A 22,063-nucleotide genomic window follows, 5' to 3' on the forward strand; every position below is an offset into this window, starting at 1 on the left:
GGAATTAAACCGTTCTTTCGCGGTGGTCAACAATAACTACTGGAGGTTCTCCGGCAAAATTACTGCGAACGGTTTCCGTATGTCGGACTGGTTCAAAACTAGGTTGATGCTCGCTGACATCATGAGCATCATAAATAGCAAATTCTTCAATTCCCAAACCTTGAAGAATTCTTTCAGCATGGTGAATTTGTGCTTCTGTGCCATCAGCAATCACCAAGTAATGGCCTCTTTGGAAGCGATCGTTATAAACTCGCGCTCGTTCTTCAGGAATTCCTAACCCAATTAATCCCCCTGCAATACCTCCTACTGCTGCACCTACAGCACCACCTGTTAAAGTTGTGGCCAATGCAGTCGCTACAGCACCACCAGCCATTACAGGTCCGACTCCAGGAATTGCTAAAGTTCCCAAACCGACTAATAAACCAGCTAAACCACCAAGAGCGCCACCCGTAGCAGCACCCGTTTTTAGCCCCTCATCTGCTTGATTACCTATTTCTTGATGCCTTTGTCCACCGTTGTCTATATCTTTGGCAATCAGGGAAACTTGGTTCATGGGAAAACCAGCACTTCGTAATTCTCCCAGTGCTGCTTCTGCGTCCCGGCGATGGGAAAATACACCAATCGCTCTTTTAGTGGTTTGCAAAGGTGCATTTACATGACCGTTTGATTCGTACACTTGCCACTGTTTAATCCCATGTCGGTTGAGAATTGCAGCTGCACGATTGATATCAGCATCTGTACCACTAACGATAATGATATAGTTTCCTTGATGGATGCTTTCGTTGTAGAACCGAGTGTGCTGCTCGGAAATATTGAAACGAGTAGACTCGAAGCGATCGCTCACAGGAATCCCACTAAAAGCATTCTTCTGTTGAGGCTCTCTGTGAATTAGAGCAATTTGGGTCAAGGGAAAACCTGCATTTCTTAACTCATTAATAGCCGCTTCCGCATCTTGTAAGCGTGAAAAATAACCAATTGCATTTTTATGAACAGTTACATCTTTATGAACAGGCACATCTCTATGAACAGCTACATCCTGATGAATAACATCTCTGGTTGGCTGTTTACCATCTGGTTGATCATAAACTTCAAACTCTTCAATCCTCCAGCGATGAAGAATTTCTTTGGCTCTAGCAATTTCTGCATCCGTTCCATCGATGATAACTAAATATTCACCTCTCTCGACTCTTCCGTGATAAACTTTGGCTCTTTCTTCAGGAATTCCTAAACCAATTAAACCACCAATTAAACCACCAGCTGCTGCACCAATACCAGCACCAGCAAGAGTTGTAGCTAAAGCAGTTGCAGTGGCTCCAGCCAACATGATTGGACCTATTCCCGGAATGGCTAAAGCCCCCAGTCCAACTAATAAACCAGTTATACCACCCACAACACCACCAGAAACTGCTCCAGTTGTTGCACCTTCCTCAGCCTGATCACCAACTTTTTCATGCACTTTCTGACCAGCAATATCGTCTCTGCCTTCGTTATGTCTGGCGATCACAGAAACTCTTTCCATCGGAAAGCCTGAGTTTCTTAATTCATGCAACGCTTGTTCAGCATCACGGCGATCGGGAAATACGCCTACAGCGCGTTTATGTATACCTGTAATCATACTTAATGTTCCTCCAACAGCAACAGCAACAGAAATATAAAAAAATATTTCCGAATTGTCTTTAAGGCAATAACTCTATTACTACCTTTCTCGATGAAAGTTTCATCAATCTGTTGGAGGAAGTTATATTTATGCCATTGGTTATAGATATAGTTATGAATAGATTAGGTGAATGAGCAAAAAAAAGTATCGCTAAGTAAATTTGCAAAATAAAATCATGACCAGGGAAAAATATGAACTAGCCTAAAATCCTCTCCCTTCATGCTTTACAGCATCATAGATTCTGTATTTTATCAACAGTAAAAATTTAATTTCAGATTTAATATAAGCCGAATTACTTAACAGAAATACAACTACTACGTGATAAAATAAATAGATATAGCCTAAGATACGGTTTCAATTTAAAGCTAGAATTGAGAAATAGATGGATATCAGCAGCACAGTGTTTACTGCTAAAATCGCATCTTTAAGAATTAATAAAAAGAATTAATAAAAAAATTAACAAAAAACTCCGAACAAAAAAATGAAACCCTGAAAAATCAAGTAAAAATACTGTGGTGACTATAATCACTTAGATTATATTATTTAAATCACAGGTACTTGATTAAATAACCATCTATTTTATAATCAAGGAAAGGATTTTTAAATATATAAACTATTGAGTTATCGTTTGGTGATTATGAGGAGTTACCCTTATGCTAGAAAAACTATTATTAGCAACTATCCTAACATTTAGCTTCAGCCTGTTTGCAAATATGGGTTGGTCTAATACCAGAAAAGAGATGGCGCAAACGCCTTTAGCTTCTAACCATAAAGTTTTTACTTTAACTGAACGTTACAAAAATACAGAGATGGATTCAAATCGGTAATACAGACAAATACTGTGGTAGATTGGCTCCAATTACTCATATCATCTATTAAGTATAAATATAGATCAGTTACGATTAAGTCCTGATGAAGATATCTTATGACACTGAGTATGAAAAGCCGAATTATTGCCACAGCAGCATTTTTGCTCACGATTAGCTCGCCAGTAACCGCACAAGCTTCAAATTATGAAGAGATAAAACAGTTATTAGCAACAAACAAATGCCCTAACTGCAATCTCCGTAATGCTGGTTTAGTTATGGCTGATTTATCGGGAGCTAATTTAAGCGGTGCGAATCTCGCAGGTGCTAACCTCAGTCGTGCAAACTTAAGTGGTGCTGATTTGCGGGGTGCAAACTTGAGTGGTACAAGTTTATTTGGGGTGAACTTAAGTGAAGCTAAACTCAGTGGAGCTAACCTCACCGGTGCTGATTTGAGAAATACCTATTTAATGAATGTAGAATTAACGGATGCTAACCTTACTGGAACCAACTTCCAAGGTGCAGTAGGCATACCTTCACAAATAGCCAAACCAGAAGATTTCTATGGTTGGGGTGTAGCAGCAGCAGAAAAAGGCAACCTCAAACCAGCTATTGATTATTTTAGTCAAGCGATCGCCCTCAAACCCGATTATGCAGGTGCGTACTTATCCCGTGGTGTAGCGAGTTACCAAAGTCTAGACAGAAAAAGCGCCTTAGTAGATGCCCAAATAGCAGCAAAACTGTTTGATGAGCAAAAAAATCCTGAAGGGTTACAAACAGCCCAAGCTTTTATTTTGGAACTGAAAACACCTTACGGTGAAAAAGTCAGCACTGGTAAACCCAGTTTTATGGATTTTGTCGGTAGTCTGGGTTCGGTCTTACTACAATTTTTGCCCTTTTAGGTGACAGGTGAAAGAAAAGAGAGCAGGGGAAACAGGAAGAGAATAAGTGACTTCCACATAAAAAACGCTCAACCACCTAACGCAAAAAACTGACTAATAACTAATGACAAAATTTTGAGAAAATGATTATCTACAAAAATCGCCATCACGGCGATAATCTTACAGAAGGAACAAAGATAGATGTCAGAAAATTTGAAGAGTAAAGTAGTAACTCAAGGGGTGCAGCGATCGCCAAATCGGGCTATGCTGCGGGCTGTTGGTTTCCAAGATGAAGATTTTAACAAAGCTATCGTTGGTATTGCTAATGGTTACAGCACCATTACCCCTTGTAATATGGGGATTAACCAACTAGCACAAAGGGCAGAAGTCAGTGTTAAAAACGCTGGTGCAATGCCCCAAATCTTCGGTACTATTACGATTAGTGATGGTATTTCCATGGGAACAGAAGGGATGAAATATTCCCTAGTGTCGCGGGAAGTAATTGCTGATTCCATTGAAACCGCCTGTACTGGACAAAGTATGGATGGTGTTTTGGCTATTGGTGGTTGTGATAAAAATATGCCAGGGGCAATGTTAGCGATGGCCCGCATGAATATCCCCGCTATCTTTGTTTATGGTGGCACAATCAAACCCGGACACTACGATGGTAAAGATTTAACCGTAGTCAGTTCTTTTGAAGCCGTCGGACAATACAGCGCCGGCAAAATTGACGAAAATGAACTTTTAGCCGTTGAACGCAGTGCTTGTCCTGGTGCTGGTTCCTGCGGGGGAATGTTCACCGCCAACACCATGTCTTCAGCCTTTGAAGCAATGGGGATGAGTTTGCCATATTCCTCGACTATGGCCGCAGAAGATGCGGAAAAAGCCGACAGTACAGAAAAATCTGCCTTTGTCTTAGTTGAAGCCATCCGTAAGCAGATATTACCCCGGCAGATTATCACCCGCAAGTCTATCGAAAATGCTATTTCTGTAATTATGGCGGTTGGTGGTTCTACCAATGCAGTTTTACATTTTTTGGCGATCGCCCGTGCTGCTGGTGTAGAACTAACTTTAGATGATTTTGAAGCTATTCGTGGTCGTGTCCCAGTTTTGTGCGATTTAAAGCCCAGTGGTAGATATGTAGCCACAGACTTACACAAAGCTGGTGGTATACCTCAAGTCATGAAAATGTTACTAGTTCATGATTTACTACATGGAGACTGTCTGACTATCTCTGGACAAACAGTAGCCGAAGTCTTAGCAGACATAGCAGCAGAACCACGTACCGACCAAGATGTGATTCGTCCTTGGGAACGTCCCATGTATGCACAAGGACATTTAGCAATTCTCAAAGGCAACTTAGCTACCGAAGGTGCAGTTGCTAAAATTACAGGAGTGAAAAAACCCGTAATTACTGGACCTGCGAGAGTATTTGAATCTGAGGAATCTTGCTTAGATGCGATTTTGGCAGGGAAAATTAAAGCCGGTGATGTGATTATCATCCGTTACGAAGGTCCCAAAGGGGGTCCGGGGATGCGGGAAATGCTCGCTCCCACCTCAGCTATTATTGGTGCTGGTTTAGGAGATGCTGTGGGTTTAATTACCGACGGACGTTTTTCTGGTGGTACTTATGGGATGGTAGTTGGACACGTCGCTCCAGAAGCCGCAGTTGGCGGTAACATAGCTTTAGTAGAAGAAGGTGACAGTATCACCATTGATGCTAATTCCCGATTATTGCAAGTAAATATATCGGATGCAGAATTAGCTAGTCGTCGTGCTAAGTGGCAACCCCCCGCACCACGTTATACTAAAGGCGTTTTAGCGAAATATGCCAAACTAGTAGCTTCCAGTAGTGTTGGTGCAGTCACGGATTTAGATTTGTTCGATAATTAGTGTTGAGTGATTAAATAGTCATTCATTCTGAACAGAGATGAGCTTGAAAACAAACTCATCTCTTAATGTAAATAGGGCTTGCTGCAAATCGGATTGCTATATAGATTCCAAAATAATATATCTAAGGATAGATGGAAGTTCTAACTAAAGGTATATTGCTCCTTGTAATTCAATATAGTTTGATTAATTTTGATACCTAAAAGCGTAAAATTCATATGATTGAGTGGGCATCCAGAGCTTTTCCTGTATCTTGATATAGGTTAAATTGGCATGACTAGAACATATACCGATTATCTAAAGCTTGATTTTATAGTTCGTAATCTTTCCAGTAAACTGAGTATTACTACAGCATTAATTGGCTTTGTAGTTTTACTAGGATGGATATTGAATCTGCCAGTTTTGAAGAGCGTTTTACCCGGATTGGTGACAATGAAGGTAAACACAGCTTTAGGTTTTTTTCTTGCTGGTATGTCTCTTTGGTTGTGGCATCAACATCATCAAAGGAAAAAACATCCTCTTAAATTACTCTCCCAAATATTAGCAGTAATTGTAGCACTGATTGGGTTATTGACATTAATTCAGTATGGCTTCAATATCAACTTAGGAATTGATCAACTGCTGATTAAAGAATCAGAAAATGCTGTAGCTACTTCTAGTCCAGGACGCATGGCACCGAATACAGCATTTTGCTTTTTATGGCTGGGTTTAGCTTTAATTTTGCTGCGCTACAGACTGATGAGCAGAGTTCAAACTTTAACCTTGGTCAGCTTTTTAATTGCTTTATTAGGGTTTATTGGCTATGTATTTAGAATTGATAGTTTCTATCACTTAGCACCTTTTACTGGTATGGCAGTGCATACTAGTGTCACCTTTCTTTTGCTCGGACTAGGAGTTTTACTAGCTTGTCCTGAAAAGGGCTGGATGCAGGAAGTAATGAGTCCTTACCTGGGTGGTGTCACTGCCCGCAATCTCTTACCCTTGGTGATCGGTGTTCCGATTTTAACTTCAGGATTATTTTTATCAGCTTACCGAACTGATGCTATCCCTATAGAGATTGGATTTGTAATTCGAGCTATTGTGAATATTGTTGTCCTCAGTGGAGTGGTTTGGTGGAATGCCAAATATCTGAATACCATAGACCAAAAATACCGCAATGCTCAACAAGCATTACAGGAATTTAATGATAATTTAGAAGCACGAGTACATGAGCGCACAGCCCAATTAGAGTTTGCAAATAATGCTTTAACAGAAAGCCGTCGTCAGTTATCGCATTTGATTAATACCTTGCCAGGAATTGTTTTTTCCCGCAGTGCTGATAATAATTGGTCAATTGATAGTGTCAGTGATGGTTATTTGTCTATCATTGGTGACTACCAATTAGAATTATGCGGCACTTATCAGGATCACACATTCCAAGATTTCATTGTGCCAGAGGATGTACCCAAAATTGTTGCCGCAATCCAAACAGCCATAGATAATAAAATTGCCTACCAAGTAGAGTATCGCCTTATTACTCAACGGGGTGAGGAAAAATGGCTATGGGAAAAGGGGATAGAAACATCAATTGATGGACAATCACCAACCATTCAAGGATTTATTACTGAGATTACATCTCTAAAACAAGCACAAAAAGCACTGGAAGAGAGTGAGTCCAAGTTTCGGGAAATAGCCGAAAATATTCACGAAGTCTTTCATATCAACTCTGCTGATTTGAGTGATTTATTATATGTGAGTCCTGGATACCAAGAAATATGGGGAAAAAGTTGTGAAAGTGCATATCAAAAGCCTGATTCTTGGAGTGAGTCCATCCACCCAGAAGATCGCGATCGCATCTTAGGGGCTTGTGAACGTCTGATTCAAGGAAAACCTCTGGAAGAAGAATATCGCATCATTCGCCCCAAGGGCGATATTCGCTGGATTTCTGCCCGTGTTTTCCCTGTTTATAGTCAATTTGGCCAAATACTACGTCATGTAGGAATTGCTGCGGATATCACGGCAAGGAAACTCACAGAAATCGCGCTCAGGTGTAGCGAAGAACGCTATCGTTCTTTGGTAGAAGCAACTGCCCAAATTACTTGGACAACAGACCCGACTGGACAATTTATCACTCTCCAAGAAAGTTGGGAAGCTTTCACTGGCAATACTTTTGCAGAATATCAAGGCTGGAATTGGAAAAATAGTATCCATCCCAATGATCAAGAAAATGTGGGACAAAATTGGTTACATAGCCTAGAAAACCGCTGCTTGTACGAAAATGAATGTCGTGTCCGTAACTACAATGGAGAATATAAGTATTTGTGGGTACGGGCTGTGCCGGTGCTGGAAACTGACGGTTCTATTCGTGAGTGGGTGGGAGCTTGTACCGATATCACAAGTCGCAAACAAGCAGAACTGGAAATTCAGCAACTGAATGAGGAACTAGAAGAAAGAGTACAGCAACGTACAGCCCAGCTTACAGCCGCGAATAAAGAATTAGAAGCATTTTCTTACTCAGTTTCCCATGACTTACGCGCCCCTTTGCGTGGTTTAGATGGCTTTAGTAAAACATTGCTAGAGCGTTACAAGGATCAATTAGACGATAAAGGTAAGCACTATCTCACTCGCATTCGTGCTGGGACTCAGCGCATGGGGGAACTAATTGATGATTTGCTGCAACTCTCACGAGTTACCCGCTCCCAGATGCAACTTACTGATGTTAACCTCAGTGCGATCGCTCAAGAAATAGCTCACGAACTGGGAGAAAGAGAACCACAACGGCAGGTAGAGTGGCTGATTGCTCCTGATCTCATTGTTCAAGGTGATTGCCAACTTTTACGTATTGTTATGGAAAACCTGTTAAATAATGCTTGGAAGTTTACATCCAAGAAAATACAGGCCAAAATTGAGTTAACTTCTCTGGTGTCTGATCTCGGCAAAGGTGATTACCTAACCTATGTTGTCCAGGATAATGGAGTTGGCTTTGATCAAACTTATGTAAATAAGCTATTTCAAGCCTTTCAACGCCTTCATTCTGTCGAAGAGTTTCCAGGAACAGGAATTGGTTTAGCGACTGTGCAACGAATTGTTCGTCGTCATGGTGGTGATGTGCAGGCAAATGGAGTTGTTGGAGAAGGAGCAGCTTTTTATTTCACCCTACAAGGTTAGATTTTGTGTTAAAAGGTTGACAATGGTTTGTATAAACTATTTATATTTAAACCAGTATGGCTCAGACATGGACCCTGTTAATTGTTGAGGATAACCCTGATGACATAGAATTAACATTACTTGCTTTTGAGCAAACGGGGCTGCGAGAAAATGTTGTCATTGCCAGAGATGGGGTTGAAGCAATTAATTATTTATTTGCAGATAACCCAGTATTAAATTCCCTTCCTGCTCTCATTTTATTGGACTTGCAGCTACCCCGAATTAACGGTTTAGAAGTGCTGCGGCTAATTCGTTCTCATGCTCGGACTCAATTGTTACCTATTGTTATTTTGACCACCTCTCATGAAGAGAGTGATCGGCTCCAAGGCTATAGTTTGGGTTGCAACAGCTATATTCGCAAACCCGTGGATTTTGACCAGTTTGTGAATGTCATACAACAGCTAGGAATGTACTGGTTGGTTCTCAACAGTCCTCCTCCCCTAACCCAGTAACTTATGTTTATGAATTATCAACTCAGAATTCTCATTGTTGAAGACAACTTAGATGATGCTGAATTAATGGTATTAGAACTGGAGGCTGCAAATTACGAGGTAGTTTACAAACAAGTTGATACTGCTGAGGCAATGGCAGCTGCTCTTGACTCTCAAGAATGGGATGTGATTTTAACAGACTATTCCATGCCTCACTTTAGTGCGGTCGCTGCACTTGATTTAGTCAAGCAACAGAAATTAGATACTCCTTTTATTGTTGTATCCGGTTCCATTGGGGAAGAAACAGCAGTTCAATTAATGAGAGATGGCGCTCATGATTATTTGATTAAACACAATTTAACAAGACTTGCTCCAGCCATAGAAAGAGAGTTACGAGAAGCAGAAGTGCGATGTGAACGCAAACAGGCATTGGAAAAGATACATTTTTTAGCATTTTATGATGAATTAACCAGCTTACCTAATCGCAATGCTTTTTTAAATGTTCTGCAACAATATATTGATGATGGTGATAAATTTGCAGTTGTGTTTGTAGATATTGACCAATATCGCCAAATTAAATATGGCTTTGGCCATATCAAAAGTGAACAACTGCTGATTGAGGTGGGAAAACGTGTGCAAAGCAGCTTACGTCCTGGTGACTTTTTAGCCAGAATAGGCAAGGATGAATTTGTATTGATACTCGCAAATCTCAGTTATGTAGGCAAGGCAGAAACTATAGCCACGGAACTACATCGGCTGATAGATCCACCTTTTGAGCTAGAAGGCTTTGTAATTTATGCATCGATTACAATTGGTGTAGTAGACTCCTGTCTTGGCTTTGATGAACCAGAAGAGTTTTTGCGGGCAGCAGAAATTGCTAACTACAGTGCTAAGGAACAGGGATTACAATATCCCACCGTTTTCTATAATCGCAGGATGCAGACTAAAGCCTTAGCGCGATTGCGAATGGAAACTGAACTCAGACAAGCAATCAGTGAACAGCATCTGCAACTGTTCTATCAGCCAATAATGGACTTAAATACTTATCGAGTAGTGGGATTTGAAGCTTTAATGCGTTGGCCACATCCCCAGCAGGGATGGATCTCACCTGCTAAATTCATTCCCTTAGCAGAACAGACTGGGCTAATTATTCCCCTTGGTGAGTCGATTTTAGAAGCAGCTTGCCGTCAAATGACTATCTGGCAAGAGCAGTTTTTGGATCATTTACCCCTGAGTTTGTCGGTAAATTTGTCAGGTGTGCAGTTGAATGAACCAGGGTTAGTTTCTAAAATTATTGCTCAATATGAGTGTCTCGGTTTACATCAAGTCACACTCAAGCTAGAACTTACCGAGAGTACGCTGATGAACAATACACAAACAGTTATCGCTAGTTTAGAGGAGTTTCGCACAGCAGGTATCCAGATTAGCATTGATGATTTTGGTACGGGTTATTCTTCTCTGTCTTATTTACGCGATTTACCTGTTGATACTCTAAAAATAGATCGCTCTTTTATCTCTGAGATAGATGGAGATGAGCAAAGCTTGGGAATAGTCCAAGCAATTATCACTTTAGCCCACACTCTGGGCTTAGATGTGGTTGCCGAAGGTGTGGAAACATTGGCACAGATGACTCATTTGCGATCGCTTGGTTGCAAATATGGACAAGGCTATTTATTTTCTCAAGCAATGCCACCTTCTGTGATTGAGGATTGGCTGCAAAAAGCAAAAACCGGAATGAGTTGTGAACACAACCTAGTTCCTCAATTAACAACAAAATCTGTTTATCTGCCGTGAAATGTTAGTTAATTTATACCAAATTGATATGAAGTTGCATATAGCGATCCTATTTGAGTTGAGAACTTATCGGTGAGGGAAGGGAACAGGGAACAGGGAACAGGGAACAGAAAGTGTTCATGAATCATTTAGGATTGCTATAGAATAAGATATCAAGAATAATTGACCGCAGATAAACACAGATAAAGACGGATAATTCAATTAATTGATGTCATCATTCTTTGCAGCCTCACATAAAATTGGTATTACAAAATTATTGATTTATCAGAGAATTTGGGAATGTGCATCTTTGTATTTTCACAAATCAACTAAGTTTGCTATATGGAAATTTTCGTCAATATAAACCTGGCTCAAGTAGTTTGGCCAAGCTGGCAAACAGTGCAAGATCATGTGAATTTATGGACGAAATCAGGGCAACAATTTGAGCAGTCTTTAAAAGAGACAGCAGCACAAACCACGGATAGGGCAATTAATACTGTAACAACTACTTTAGAGCAAGCTCAAAGTTCTGTAGAAAATAGCTGGCGAACAGTCACAGAAATTAAAAATACCACATCAGCAGCAATTGAAAATACTATTACTACTTATATAAAAGATTTGGTGACGCAACACCCAACATTTTTAAAGTTTTCGCAAATACTCGGTTGGGCAATTAATCACCCAATTATCAGTTTAGTAATTTTGCTGTTTTTAATTGCTTTAGCTGGGAGCATAATTAAAGGAATTATACGTTTGATTGAAACTGCCAGTTGGTCAATATTAAAAGTTCCATTCAAGTTATTACAAGTTTTAATTATAGCTAGTTTTATATCATTGACTAAATTTGTTAAAGGAAACCCAAAAAGTACACTTATTCAAAAAAATGATCCTATTTCCACAGTAATGTCTGTAGATACAATAATCGGTGAAGATAGAAAAACAAGATTATTAGAAATTTATCATCGTTTAGAATTAATTCACCAGGAACAACAGCAGCTTTTACAAGAAGCAGCTAAATTAATAGGTTCAGACAGCGAACAGGAAAGGGAGGTTAATAACCCAATTACGAATTACGAATTACCAATTGATTAATAATATCATCTTCCTGACCAGATATAAATTTAGCAAAGCGTTGTGCTAATGGTGGGACGAAAATAAAAGGACTACTAAAACCAGAAAAGATATGAATGTGTTCAAATTCAGGAATTTTGCCAATTAAAGGTAATTTATCTTTGGTAAATGCTACTAAACAATGATGCCAAATTCCCGGTAAATGTGCCAAATCTGGTAATATGTGCATGATACTTGTTCGCAACCATTTTTCACTTTCCTCTGAGTTAATTTGGGCATGAGGATCTGTAATAATACGAGTAATTTGACCTAACCGCAAACTACCATCAAGAAACTGTACTGCACCTACATCTAAAATTGGTGGTACTGGTTCACACGATTGATTCCATAATTTATCAACTTGAGTGGATTTAAATTCTAATTGAAAGCGTTGTAAATTAGCTGGTGTTACTAAGGTGCGTAACCGCAAATCCACAGGTGGAGTTTCAATTATTTCTGCATGAGAAAAATAGACTTTGATGGGAATACCTGCTGATTTTAATAACTTTCGGCTCATTCCACCAGCACAAATGGCTATATTGGCACTGTAGAAGGTTGCGGTAGTTGTTTTTACACCTCTAAAACTTTTCTCAGCAGTAAAAATTTGTGTAGGTTCTAATACTTGGCTAAACTGTATTTCTCCTCCCAGACGCAAAAAGCCTTGAATGTATGCTTGTGTTATTTTTTCTGGGTGGATATGACCATGTTTGATAGTTAAAGCACCAGATATGGCGTTTTTATTCAGCAGTGGTTCTAACTCACAAGCTTCGTGAATACTCAGTAGCTGGGGTGGTGTGCTAAGATGAGAATAGGATGCAGCTGCTACCTCTGGGTCACTATCAGCAGCGATAGTCAGTAACAAATCTAATTCACGGAATTGGATATCAGCATCTAATTCTTGAGCTAGGATTTGATAACGAGCGATCGCTTCTTGACACAGTTTTTGTGTAATTGGTGTTGTACCCGACCAATAAGAAATCCCACCATAACTATAGCGAGTAGCATTTTGTGGTGTTTGATCTTGTTCCAGCAGCAGTACCGAAAAGCCTGTTTTTGCTAGTTCATAAGCGAGTGTAGCACCTGTAATTCCTGCACCAACTACAATCCAGTCATAAAGTTTCATAGATAATTACTTACAATTTGACTATGAATATCCGTCCTGAAAATATACTAGATTACCCAACTATAGCAGAAGTAAATACACTAGCTTTTGGCGGAGAAAAAGAAGCTAAACTTGTAGAAATTATTCGCTCATCTAACGGTTATATCCCCGAACTTTCTCTAGTTGCAGAAATTGAAAATACGGTAGTTGGTTATATCATGTTTAGCTACATTGACTTAGTAGCTGAAGAACAACTACCAGTATTGAGTTTAGCACCGATGGCGGTTCATCCAGAATGGCAAAAACAGGGTATTGGTAGCGCACTGCTAAAATTAGGGTTAGAAATAGCAGATAATAGGGGAGAAGCACTAGTTATTGTCTTGGGTTATCCCCAACTTTATACTCCCTTTGGTTTTCAAGGATCAATAAATTATCAAATTGAGAGTCCTTTTGCTGTTCCGGAAGATGTTTTTATGGTGAAAACTCTTTCAGGATATCACGAAAAGTATAAGGGGAAAGTCATTTATCCTCCTGCTTTTAAAACTGACAATTTTTAATGGGTATTAGTTATTTTTAGGTCACGGAAATCACTTGTTTCTTTGGGATGAAAATTATTTATAGACTGCAACATTTTTTCGCGTTTTTTCCGGGCAATCTCTTGTAAATCAACAGTTTTATCAGTCTCATCTACAATCTCACCAGTGATCACCTCAAGCACGTCTTCTAAAGTAATAACGCCAGCAACGCATCCATATTCATCTACTACTACCGCAAGATGTTCGTGGGATTCTATGAAGTTTTTGAGAAGTTTGTCAGCCCTAATTATTTCAGGAACAAAGCGAACTTTTCGAGTCAAATCCGCAATTTTTTGTTCACTACTTCCCTCAACCATTGCTGTTAGTAATCTTTGTTTTAGAGCAAATCCCATGACTTGATCAATAGATTCATCAATGACAATAATTCGAGTATGTTGGGAAGCAATAATATCAGCTTTAGCCTCGGCTAAAGTCAAATTACCACGTATATATGTCAGCATGATTTGGGGTGTCATTAAATCAGATGCTGTCACATCATTTAATCTAAATACCCTCTGAATCATTTCTGCTTCATCACTTTGAATAATTCCTTCTTGCTGACCAATATTTGCCAATAGCTTTATTTCTGCTTCGTTTGTTGTTGGTTTTTTTCTTCCTTTGGAAAAAGGTGCAGTGACATTTTCCAGAATCCAAACTAAGGGTGTAAAAGCCAGAGAAAGTGCAGTGATAGGTATGGCTGTGAGTATAGCAATTTGTTCAGAATATCTCTCACCAATTGTCTTGGGTATAATTTCTCCAAAGATGATAATCAGGAATGTTAATATTCCTGAAAATATACCAAGCCACCTATCTCCTAATACTTGAATTGCAATACTACCTGTGATAATACTGCCAATAATGTTGAAAATATTATTGAGGATTACTATTGTGGCAATAGGTCGATTCATGTTTTCACGAATCGCTAGAAGTGCAACTGCGGCAGGGTTTTTTAATTCCGCTAATTGTCTAACTCTCAACGTTGAAACAGAGAACAGCGCCGTTTCTGTACAAGAACACAACGCTGAACCTAAAATAATAATAAAGACGGTAATTATAAGCTGTAACATATAAGTTCCCACGTATGGGAATAGACAGTTAGGGTTAGCTGAGAATTGGATGAGGTAATCTTATACTTTAACAATTGTAGCGCGATTTTGGACTTTCTAAATAGTAAAATCTTATCCTGTGCGTAAGCAAAAGCAGGGGTACTTATCACTTCATTACTAAGCTATGATCTCAGGTATATCATTGCCCCCTCCTCGCTTGTGGGAAGGGGATTGGATGTGGAGTTCTTGTACTTCACTCAACCAAGAAACGCTATAGATTTCAGCCTTTTTGCTATTGGTACAGCCTGCTGTTAGGCTTTATTCTTGTATCGGAGGTTAGAAACGTAAAGCATGGGCAACTATACCCTGTGCCTCCAACACTGCTGCGACTTGTAAAATTAAAGCTTCATTATAAGGTGCAGCTATTAATTGCACTCCTAAAGGTAGAGAATTTTCTTGATGAATGGGTACTGATAAAACGGGTAAACCAATAAAAGATAATGGTTGCGTAAATAATCCCAAATGAGGGCGCACTAGAATTTCTTCATCGTCTAAAATCATCGTTTTTTGACCAATTAAAGGGGCTGTAATGGGTGTAGTTGGGGCAATAATTATATCTACATTATTTGCAAATACCTCTCTAACTTTATCTCTATACCATCTTCTAAAGCGTTGTGCTTGGATATACCAACTACTAGGAATTAATGCCCCAGCCAAAAAGCGATCGCGTGTTGCGGGATCAAAATCTTGAGGACGGGATTTTAACTTTTCTAAATGCAAATTTGCACCCTCACAAGCTGTAATCACAAACGCCGCAGCACGGGCAATTTTAGCTTCTGGTATGGTTACATATTCCGTTACATTTAAAGCATTAGCAACTTTCACCACTGCTGCTAAAGCTTCGGAGTCTGCTTTTTGGGTAAAATAATCATCAGCAATGGCAAATTTAATCTTAGAAATATCATTATTTATTTGTGGTAAACAAAACTCAGGAGGACGTTTTGTACAAACCGGATCTTTCTCATCTTCACCTTGCAGAACATCAAATATTGTCGCAATATCTCTAACTGAAGTTGTAAAATGTCCGATATGATCTAAACTGCTAGAAAATAATTTTACACCTGCACGGGATAACCTGCCATAAGTAGGTTTAAAACCAAACACACCACACAAAGCCGCAGGAACACGAATAGAACCGTTAGTATCTGATCCCAAAGTGAAAGGAACTAAACCCGCAGCAACCGCAGCAGCAGAACCACCGGAAGAACCCCCCGCTACTCGTTGCAAGTCATGGGGGTTATGAGTTACACCATAATGGGCATTTTCTGTCACAAACCCATAAGCATACTCATCCATATTTAATGCACCCACCAACACTGCACCAGCTTTTTTTAACCTAGTAATTATAGTTGCATCTTGAATAGCTGGAAGATTTTCAGCGTTAATTTTTGCACCAGCTAAAGTGGTTAAACCAGCAATATCAAACAGGTTTTTAACTGCAAAAGGTACACCTGCTAAAACACCAGGATGTTTACCCTCAGCAATTTCTCTATCAATATTTACTGCATCTTGTAAAGCTGTTTCTACAGTAATAGTGGTAAAACAATTTAATTCATGATTTCTGTCAGTAATTTTAGTTAATGCTGTTTGAATAATTTCAACTGCGCTAACTTTACGTGATAAGATATTTTCGGCTATGGATACAGCATCATTCATAGTTCATTCATGGTTCAAAAGTGGGTGCAATTTCAATTTCTTCTGCTAAAGGAAAGTTATTCACTAATTCTGCTATTGATTTGATTCTATCAAAATTCGCCACCACTTCATCCTGATACTCATCTTTTATCTGTAAATTAAGCAACATCGACATTTGCTCAACATACCCACGCACATCAAATTTCTGATTTACCATCTTCTTTTTTTCTTCTAAATTGTAATATCATGTCCGGCAAATCACCCTGAATATATCATTGCGAGTGGAACGTTCACGTTTGCAGAGCGTGCGACGCAATCTCAAGGTTTTTGGGATTGCTTCCCTACGGTCGCAATCACGGTTATTTGAACAGACATGATATTATTTATTTTTCCATTTATAACTTCTAACTCTACACCCAAAAACCATCCTCTTTTGGCGTTCGCTGATATGGAGGATAGTTTTTACAGTGTATTAGTGAAATTAATATAATTCAGAGAACTTCATATTATTAGAACCGTTGCCTAGACTATCTAAAGGTAATAATTTATCTGAGTCATCAGGGTAAAATTCTATGTAAATTTCATCTGCGTGTTTACCCTGAGGCGATATAGATATCTGAACTTTAAGTTTTCCTGTCTGCCAGTTTTTACTACCTATAGTTAGTAACTGACAATCTTGGAAAAACTGAAATTGAATGCTATTTATTTCTAAATTTTCTTCTGCTATTGTCATGTCCTTAAATAACTTAATGATTGTTACCTGTGCCTGTTGTTGAGTATTGCTGGTTTGCCGCATTAATTTTTCTCTAATTTCTTGGACCACCAACTCCCTAAATCTACTTATTTTAAATATATCTTTTCCAAAACCTACGATGTAATCATCACAATTTAAAGGAATATACTTTCTACTCATATTCATTTCCATTTCTATTTTGTTCATGTTCCTTGAGTCCTATTTATGAGAGCTTGCCAGCAATAAAGCTACTTTTAAATCAATATATTTTTTGTTGCCTTGTACTACTTAGCACAGTTATAACATTTCTTTTTGAGTCTGCAACCAACTTTTAGACTTATTATGTCCGACTTTATTTATATCCTTTGCATTTCCTTTATATTGCTTGAGATCACAGCAATTTCCAGATAACTTAACCACATTCTTTTTATCTCATTTATAGATGCGTATTGGCTTCTTATTGATGTAGTTTGCCGTAATCATAGATAAAAATATGCACAAAGAAATCAAGAAACAAAATTTTGGTCTAAAGCAGTGTAGCACCATGTATACTTTTATGTAAACATCAATATTACAAAACAACTTTTCACATTGCAGCCATATCAGCAGATAAACAAGCATTAGGCGCACATAAACCAGACAGATATAATGTTTTCACCTTCAGCGTTTTTAAATCGACACGGCGAATTGCGTGATTATTGGTATCACTGATGTACATGAAAGCACCTATAGCACTCAATCCTGAAGGTTCTGAAAATTTCGTATTTTTACCTTGGCCATCTTGAAAACCTGGTAAACCATCTCCCAAAACTGTTTGACAATATCCAGTCGCAGGATCTACTAACTTAATTTTGTGGTTGTAAGTATCTGCTACCCACAGGTAATTTTGGAAATATTCCACATCTAAACAGTGCTGTAACCTGACATCTAGCTTTTGTCCATCTATATCACCAAAGCCAAATAACATACCACCACCGCAAACAGTCCGCACTTTGCTCTGTTCATCAAGTTCCACACCTCGAATTGAGCTAACTTCACTGTCAGCAATAAATAATTCCGCACCATTGGTAGTAATACCGCTTGGTTGAGCAAAGGCGCTTTCAGTTAACGTGGTATCAAAACAACCTTCTGCACCAGTACCAGCAAAGGTTTGAATGGTGCCTCTTTCTAAGTTCATTTCCCAAATTTGATGTGATCCTGCCATGGCAATAAACAATTTATTGGCTACTTTTTCCAGATCCCAGGGGGAATTTAGGGCTGTTTCGAGTGCAAAACCACCATGAGGAAAAATAATATGGCTGTGCTGACTAGTTCCAGCAATAGTTTCGACTATCTGTCGCTGTATGTCAATTTGCCGTAAGGTATGGTTTCCTGTGTCAGCAACATAGAGAATTTTGCTCTCAGCATCATAAGCCATTCCTTGAGGTGTAGAAAACTGTGATTCCTCAAAAGAACCATCAGTTACTCCAGGTTTTCCTGTACCAATTACATGAATAACTTCACCTTCTAAGGTACTCATGACTATGCGATGATGTCCAGAGTCAGCAATAAATAATCCTACTGCTGTAGCCAAGACTTTACCCGGAAAGGACAAAGGTGTAATTAAGGGTTGATGCTGCTTTTCTAAGGTGAATTGCAATGGTTGAAAATTGATGTTATCCTGATTTTTATTCAAAATCTGAATAATCATGTTTTCAATTACTTGAATATGTCCTTCTCCGGCAAATTGACCAATGACATATCCCTGTGGATCAATAATGATTAAAGTAGGCCAAGCTTTGACAGTATAATTTTCCCAAACGCGAAAATCACTATCCACTAAAACTGGGTGTTCAATATCATAACGCAGAATGGCTTGACGGATATTTTCAATTTCTTTCTCGTTGTCAAATTTCCCAGAATGAACACCAATAACTGTCAAACTATCTTTATATTTATGTTCTAAATATTTCAAGTCTGGTAATATATGCAGACAGTTAATACAGCAATATGTCCAAAAGTCTAAGATGATGATTCTACCTTTGAGTGCTTTTAGGGATAGCGGTTTATCTGTATTTAACCAAGGGAAATTTTGTGGTAATTCTGGTGATCTAACACGGGGAATCATAGTAATTTTAGATTATTGTAGATTTGAGATTGAGATTAAAGTTTTGATAAAACTCAAAGACATCAATATAAATAATTTATCTCTCTGGGTACAGCAAGCGCAAACCCAAGCAAAACAAGCATCTGTTATTCAACGTATCCCGCTTTTAGCTATAGCTGATCCTAGCTGGTTTGCTGTTCATATCTACTGTCAGTCAGGAGAAAGTTACAGTTATGGTAATACCGCTTGTATATTTCCTTTGATGAGTGTTATCAAACCATTTTCTTTTCTGTATCTGCTGGAATATTTGGGAACAGAAAAGGTGTTAGATTGGGTTGGTCTTGAAGCATCAGCAATGCCTTTTAATTCATTAGATCAGTTAATGGCTGATAATGGACACCCCCGCAACCCGATGATTAATAGTGGTGCTATTACTTTAGCTGATAAGTTACCAGGTAAGGATGGAAATCATCGCACTCAGTTATTTTGTGAATGGTTGAATAAATTAGCTGGTAGTCACCTATCTCTAGATTTAGATATGTTGGCTTCGGTGCGTGCTACTCGTTCTCAGGTAAATTTAGCGATCGCTCACTATCTTCACCAAACCGGACACATAGAAAATATTGAATTTACTCTTGATACTTATGAACAAATATGCTGTATTTCTGGCACAGTTGAAGATTTAGGAAAGTTGGGAAAATTATTAGCCTGTGAAAGCAGTTTTGTAAATTCCCAACATCGCCAAATTGTTAATGCTGTGATGTTAACTTGTGGACTATACGAAGCTTCTTCTCAGTATGCAGTCAAAATTGGTTTACCCATGAAATCGGGTATAAGTGGGGCATTGTTAGCAATTGTACCAAATAAGGGAGCGATGCCTGCGGCGTACCCCTTCGGAGAAGCAAGCTACGCGAAGCGTCTCGAAGAGAGCGGAGCTATCGCCTGCTACAGTCCTGCTTTAGATAGTATAGGTAATCCTGTAGCGGGGCTGGCATTTATCGAAGCTTTATCCCAAAATTTGCAACTGAGTATTTTTAGCTAAGAGGATTTGTCCGGTTTAGTTACGTTTCTATTTTCAAAATACTCACTCAATCGGCTTAATCCTGTCTTTTCTGGTTTAGGCTCATCTTTTTGTGGTGACTTAACTGAAGTTGGTTGCTTTTCTAGCTTGGGTTCTTTCTGTGGTCGAGGTGTGGGAGAAACTTCAATTTCTGGAGTTGGTGACGTTTCTACTTGAGGTTCTACCTGTGGTTGAGGTGTGGGAGAAACTTCAATTTCTGGAGTTGGTTGCTTTTCTAGCTTGGGTTCTTTCTGTGGTCGAGGTGTGGGAGAAACTTCAATTTCTGGAGTTGGTGACGTTTCTACTTGAGGTTCTACCTGTGGTTGAGGTGTGGGAGAAACTTCAATTTCTGGAGTTGGTTGTTTTTCTAGTTTGGGTTCTTTCTGGGGTTGAGGTGTGGGAGAAACTTTAATTTTAGGAGTTGGTGACGTTTCTACTTGAGGTTCTTTCTGGGGTTGAGGTGTGGGAGAAACTTCAATTTCTGGAGTTGGTGACGTTTCTACTTGAGGTTCTACCTGTGGTTGAGGTGTGGGAGAAACTTTAATTTTAGGAGTTGGTGACGTTTCTACTTGAGGTTCTACCTGTGGTTGAGGTGTGGGAGAAACTTTAATTTTAGGAGTTGGTGACGTTTCTACTTTAGGTTCTTCCTGTGGTTGAGGTGTGGGAGAAACTTTAATTTCTGGAGTTGGTGACGTTTCTACTTTAGGTTCTTCCTGTGGTTGAGGTGCTGGTGTTGCTTCAACCTTGGGCATTACAGTGGGTGTAGGTTCAGTAACGGGAATCTTAGCTGTGTAATTTGGGTCTACAATACCACGTACCTCATCAGCCACAAGTTCGTTTCTGACAATTCTTGAAAGGGTATCTTTACCATTAGGTTGGTAATTAATCAATCTGGCTGTACTATTAAAGACATTCTTTACAGGGTTGCCCTGATTATCAAGAAATTCCAGTTTTACCCAGTTTTTACCAGGTTTAAAGCCTTTGAGGTAAACTGATTGCCAGCGATCGAGAATGAAGCTTTCGCCATTAATGGTACAGCGAATACGCCAATCACTCATTGTGTCTTCAGGATTATCTTCAGCAGCAATATGTAAAGGGGCGTTAGTTAGGTAAAAATCCAACATAATTGGTTCTGCACCATAACTACCATTAGGACGACTGTAGGTGAGAAGGGGTAGATTCGAGTCAGGATTGTTATCGTCGGTTTTAGTAAAAATATGAAATCTTGTTTGGGCATAAGCGCCCTCATTTTTAAAGCTTTCATGCCAAGGACGAGACGCAAATACACGAAGGGTATGCGTACCTGCGGACAAGTTTGGTAAAACTAGAGGCTGATTCAGGTTGTAAACGGCTATATAAGGTTTGTTATCAAGTATTACGTGCAGATGTGGTCCTAATTGCCATTGACTATCTTTAAATATGGGTAAGTCCTTAACCTGGAAGCGTACTGTAACAGTGTCATCTTCAATCACCTCATCTGCTGTAGGGGTGAGAATTGCTACCTGTGGCTGATAACTTTCCAAACTGACCCGCAGTTCTTGGATCGCCTCTGGAGGAGCGGTTTCGGAAAATTGCCGAGAAACTTGGGAGACTTGTAATGGTGTTTTTTGAGTTTTAATGACTACTTCCTGACTTCCAGCTTTTTCTACGCAACCGCTTAAACTCAAGACTAGCAGCAATGCCATTACCCACCTGAAGATCGGGAAACTCTGAGAGAAGAGTGTTGCTAAAGTTGTGTTTTGCCTATATTTCATACTTTCCACCCTATGATCGTCTTCAATCGCATTTTCTTTTGTTTTCCTCACCACACGCCATACCATAGAGCCTAAAAAGATAACTTTGTCATCTGCGTCATTATAAATTGTGGAAAAAATGTAATATTTTTGACATATATTTTCTATTTAACTTGAGAAACAACGAAAATATACAGTCAAAAGAGTAGGATATACAACTTTATTGGGGATTAACTATAAGTTTTAAGAATTGTTATAGTTTGTAAATTAAATAAAAAAGCTATTGACTTTTTCGCAAT

At 39.0% G+C, this 22,063-nt stretch carries 17 protein-coding genes; 9 read left to right on the top strand and 8 right to left on the bottom strand.

Annotation, left to right across the window (positions count from 1 at the left end; genetic code table 11):
- Positions 1–4: 4 nt before the first annotated feature.
- Positions 5–1,615 carry a general stress protein gene (locus H6G06_RS16190; RefSeq protein ID WP_190561888.1) on the bottom strand — a complete coding sequence of 537 codons (1,611 nt, stop codon included), beginning with the start codon at positions 1,613–1,615 and terminating at the stop codon, positions 5–7.
- A gap of 695 nt (positions 1,616–2,310) precedes the next feature.
- Here H6G06_RS16190 and H6G06_RS16195 point away from each other — a divergent pair.
- The 7 genes from H6G06_RS16195 (at position 2,311) to H6G06_RS16225 (ending at position 11,716) form a co-directional block, all read left to right on the top strand.
- Positions 2,311–2,484: a hypothetical protein gene (locus tag H6G06_RS16195; RefSeq protein ID WP_190561890.1), complete on the top strand. Its 174-nt coding sequence runs from the start codon at positions 2,311–2,313 to the stop codon at positions 2,482–2,484.
- A 110-nt stretch (positions 2,485–2,594) separates the two neighbouring features.
- Positions 2,595–3,365: a pentapeptide repeat-containing protein gene (locus H6G06_RS16200; protein ID WP_190562012.1), complete on the top strand. Its 771-nt coding sequence runs from the start codon at positions 2,595–2,597 to the stop codon at positions 3,363–3,365.
- A 180-nt stretch (positions 3,366–3,545) separates the two neighbouring features.
- The gene (ilvD, locus tag H6G06_RS16205) at positions 3,546–5,237 is read left to right on the top strand and encodes a dihydroxy-acid dehydratase (protein WP_190561892.1); all 1,692 of its coding nucleotides are present in this window, start codon (positions 3,546–3,548) and stop codon (positions 5,235–5,237) included.
- A gap of 270 nt (positions 5,238–5,507) precedes the next feature.
- Positions 5,508–8,381: a PAS domain-containing sensor histidine kinase gene (locus H6G06_RS16210; RefSeq protein ID WP_190561894.1), complete on the top strand. Its 2,874-nt coding sequence runs from the start codon at positions 5,508–5,510 to the stop codon at positions 8,379–8,381.
- Positions 8,382–8,437: 56 nt separating this feature from the next.
- Positions 8,438–8,872 (top strand): response regulator, encoded by a 435-nt coding sequence (locus H6G06_RS16215; RefSeq protein WP_190561896.1) that lies wholly within the window; start codon positions 8,438–8,440, stop codon positions 8,870–8,872.
- Between the two features lie 9 nt (positions 8,873–8,881).
- On the top strand, positions 8,882–10,645 hold the full coding sequence (locus H6G06_RS16220) for a putative bifunctional diguanylate cyclase/phosphodiesterase (protein ID WP_190561898.1): 1,764 nt from the start codon (positions 8,882–8,884) through the stop codon (positions 10,643–10,645).
- A gap of 321 nt (positions 10,646–10,966) precedes the next feature.
- Complete coding sequence (locus tag H6G06_RS16225; protein WP_190561900.1) at positions 10,967–11,716, top strand: hypothetical protein; 750 nt, start codon at positions 10,967–10,969, stop codon at positions 11,714–11,716.
- On the opposite strand, the gene H6G06_RS16230 is transcribed toward H6G06_RS16225, so the two are convergent.
- Complete coding sequence (locus tag H6G06_RS16230; RefSeq protein WP_190561902.1) at positions 11,688–12,857, bottom strand: NAD(P)/FAD-dependent oxidoreductase; 1,170 nt, start codon at positions 12,855–12,857, stop codon at positions 11,688–11,690. The two genes, H6G06_RS16225 and H6G06_RS16230, sit on opposite strands and share 29 nt — an antisense overlap.
- 23 nt (positions 12,858–12,880) lie before the next feature.
- Between H6G06_RS16230 and H6G06_RS16235 the strand changes: the two genes are divergently transcribed.
- Positions 12,881–13,393 (top strand): GNAT family N-acetyltransferase, encoded by a 513-nt coding sequence (locus H6G06_RS16235; protein WP_190561904.1) that lies wholly within the window; start codon positions 12,881–12,883, stop codon positions 13,391–13,393.
- On the opposite strand, the gene H6G06_RS16240 is transcribed toward H6G06_RS16235, so the two are convergent.
- From H6G06_RS16240 to H6G06_RS16260, 5 genes are all read right to left on the bottom strand, one after another.
- On the bottom strand, positions 13,390–14,478 hold the full coding sequence (locus tag H6G06_RS16240; protein WP_190561907.1) for a hemolysin family protein: 1,089 nt from the start codon (positions 14,476–14,478) through the stop codon (positions 13,390–13,392). The two genes, H6G06_RS16235 and H6G06_RS16240, sit on opposite strands and share 4 nt — an antisense overlap.
- A 315-nt stretch (positions 14,479–14,793) precedes the next feature.
- Positions 14,794–16,173, bottom strand: a complete 1,380-nt coding sequence (locus tag H6G06_RS16245; RefSeq protein WP_190561909.1) for an AtzE family amidohydrolase — start codon at positions 16,171–16,173, stop codon at positions 14,794–14,796.
- 7 nt (positions 16,174–16,180) lie between these two features.
- On the bottom strand, positions 16,181–16,369 hold the full coding sequence (locus tag H6G06_RS16250; protein WP_190561911.1) for a DUF4089 domain-containing protein: 189 nt from the start codon (positions 16,367–16,369) through the stop codon (positions 16,181–16,183).
- A gap of 264 nt (positions 16,370–16,633) precedes the next feature.
- Positions 16,634–17,092 (bottom strand): KGK domain-containing protein, encoded by a 459-nt coding sequence (locus H6G06_RS16255; protein ID WP_190561913.1) that lies wholly within the window; start codon positions 17,090–17,092, stop codon positions 16,634–16,636.
- Between the two features lie 379 nt (positions 17,093–17,471).
- Positions 17,472–18,992, bottom strand: a complete 1,521-nt coding sequence (locus H6G06_RS16260) for a thioredoxin-like domain-containing protein (RefSeq protein WP_190561915.1) — start codon at positions 18,990–18,992, stop codon at positions 17,472–17,474.
- A gap of 43 nt (positions 18,993–19,035) precedes the next feature.
- On the opposite strand from H6G06_RS16260, the gene H6G06_RS16265 reads away from it, so the two are divergent.
- Entirely contained in the window at positions 19,036–20,013 is a 978-nt protein-coding gene (locus H6G06_RS16265; RefSeq protein WP_242039716.1) for a glutaminase, read from the top strand.
- On the opposite strand, the gene H6G06_RS16270 is transcribed toward H6G06_RS16265, so the two are convergent.
- Positions 20,010–21,785, bottom strand: coding sequence for a hypothetical protein (locus tag H6G06_RS16270; protein WP_422387052.1), 1,776 nt, complete (start codon positions 21,783–21,785; stop codon positions 20,010–20,012). The genes H6G06_RS16265 and H6G06_RS16270 overlap by 4 nt on opposite strands.
- Positions 21,786–22,063 lie beyond the last annotated feature (278 nt).

Origin of the sequence: Anabaena sphaerica FACHB-251, from assembly GCF_014696825.1 — a bacterium.
Classification (GTDB): domain Bacteria; phylum Cyanobacteriota; class Cyanobacteriia; order Cyanobacteriales; family Nostocaceae; genus RDYJ01.